Raw genomic sequence first — 1668 nt, 5'->3', positions numbered from 1 at the left:
CCTCACACACACCCCCACACCCACACACAAACACACCCCCCCCCCCCCCCCCCCCCCGCCCCCCCCCCCCCCGCGCCCCCCCCCCCCCCCCGCGCCCCCCCCCCCCCCGCGTCCGCCCCGGCCGCTGCGGTGCTCAGGAGGTTCCGGCACTCAGGAGGTTCCGGTCGCGGCCCGGAGCCTCCCGAGCGCGGCCATGCGGCGCAGAACGGGGACGGGGATGGCGGGGTTGCGGACGGCGTGCTCGGCGCTGTCGGCTTCGAGCAGCAGCGTCACCTGCAGATCCGGCGGTAGGGCGGGGTTGAGCCGGACCCGCCGGCGCACGCCTCCGTCGGTGTCGGTGACGAGCCGCCGGAGCGATTCCGGCGAGAGGCGCCGGTCCTGGGCGGCAGCCGCGCGGACGAGCGGATCGGGGTCGCGGCCGAGCTGCTCGACGAGGGCGCCGGTCGAGGCCGGGTCGTCGAGGGCGAGGGCCCGCAGGCGCGGGTTCGGGTCCGTCGCGTAGCGCAGCAGGCCCGCGCGGGGGAAGTTGGGGTGGTTGTGCGGTCGGCCGGGGAAGGACAGGCTCCCGTCCCACCAGGCGGCCACGTCCAGCAGCAGCTCCGGTGGAGCGTCGTCGCACGACTCGGCGAGGAAGAGCCGCACGACCCGGTCCCGGTCGCGGGCGAGCCCGGCCACCACGTCCGCGGGCAGGCGCGGCGCCCTGGCGACGCTGCGGCGGATCAGCAGGTTCGGCGAGGCCGCGAGCTGACGCATGGCGTCGGCGTCCCCGTGCAGGGCGCCGATCCACCACAGCGCCGTCGTTTGGCCCTCCGGGTCGATGTCGGGGACGTCGGCGGCCATCGCCGCGATCTCCTCCGGCGTCCCGGGCGGCGTGGCGTCGGGGTGCGGGGCGCGGCCGACGCCGCGGCCACCGCGGGAGAGCCGCCGGGCGGCCAGTTGCTCGCCCGCGAGCTCCTTGAAGAGCCCTCGTAGCCCGGCACCCGGCGTGGCGGCGACGAGCCGGTCCCACTGTGCGGCGGAGAGGCGACCGGATTCCGCGGCGATGACGCGCACGCGCCTGGCCCCGTGGACGACCGCGGCGTCCACGACCTCGGGCGGCAGGTCCTCCCGCCAGAGGACGCCGGCTTCCTCGGCGTCCAGGAGGCTCAGGAGCACGTCGACGGGCGCCGAGCGGTTGAAACCGAGCCCGGAGAGCCAGGAACGGGCCACGTCCCGATCGAGGTCGGTGGCCGCGGTCAACCTGCTCCAGGCCTCGTCGGGCACGTCGGCAGCGTGTACATGGGTCGTCCCGGTCATTGGCCAAAGGCTAGAGCACCGGACCGGCGGCCCCGGCCCGAGGGCAGGGGGAGCGCATTCACCGGGGGGACCGCCCGGGAACGTCGTAAAGCTGCTCGACAGCCGGATGCCAGCCCGAACAACCCCCGCCGCCTCCCGCCCGTTCGAGCCCATTCCGACCGCGACACGGGTCCGCCGGGGACACCGGCCGGTCGGGTGCGGAAGGGTGAGGCCGCCGCCCGTGCCCGGGGCCCCCCCGGGGGGCCCCCGGCGCGGGGGGGGTGGGGGTCGCCCCGCTCCCGCTGGGGGGGCGCGCCCACCACGGCGCGGGCCAGCGCGAGGCGCTGGCGCTGGCCGCCGGACAGGCTCAGGCCCTGCTCGCCGACCTCGGTC

Annotated in this window: 1 protein-coding gene; it reads right to left on the bottom strand. The window is 77.8% G+C overall.

Annotation, left to right across the window (positions count from 1 at the left end):
• Positions 1 to 150: 150 nt before the first annotated feature.
• The gene (locus tag ACFWXO_RS26510) at positions 151 to 1296 is read right to left on the bottom strand and encodes a hypothetical protein (RefSeq protein WP_380526527.1); all 1146 of its coding nucleotides are present in this window, start codon (positions 1294 to 1296) and stop codon (positions 151 to 153) included.
• Between the last annotated feature and the right edge of the window lie 372 nt (positions 1297 to 1668).

The organism is Kitasatospora sp. NPDC059088, assembly GCF_042738155.1.
Lineage (GTDB): Bacteria > Actinomycetota > Actinomycetes > Streptomycetales > Streptomycetaceae > Kitasatospora.
The sequence above is the reverse complement of the archived record's forward strand: the minus strand, read 5'-3'. Positions and strand labels throughout refer to the sequence as shown.

Coding starts and splice junctions, on each gene's coding strand:
- ACFWXO_RS26510 (WP_380526527.1), bottom strand. CDS start 1,296: ATGACCGGGACGACCCATGTACACGCTGCCGACGTGCCCGACGAGGCC.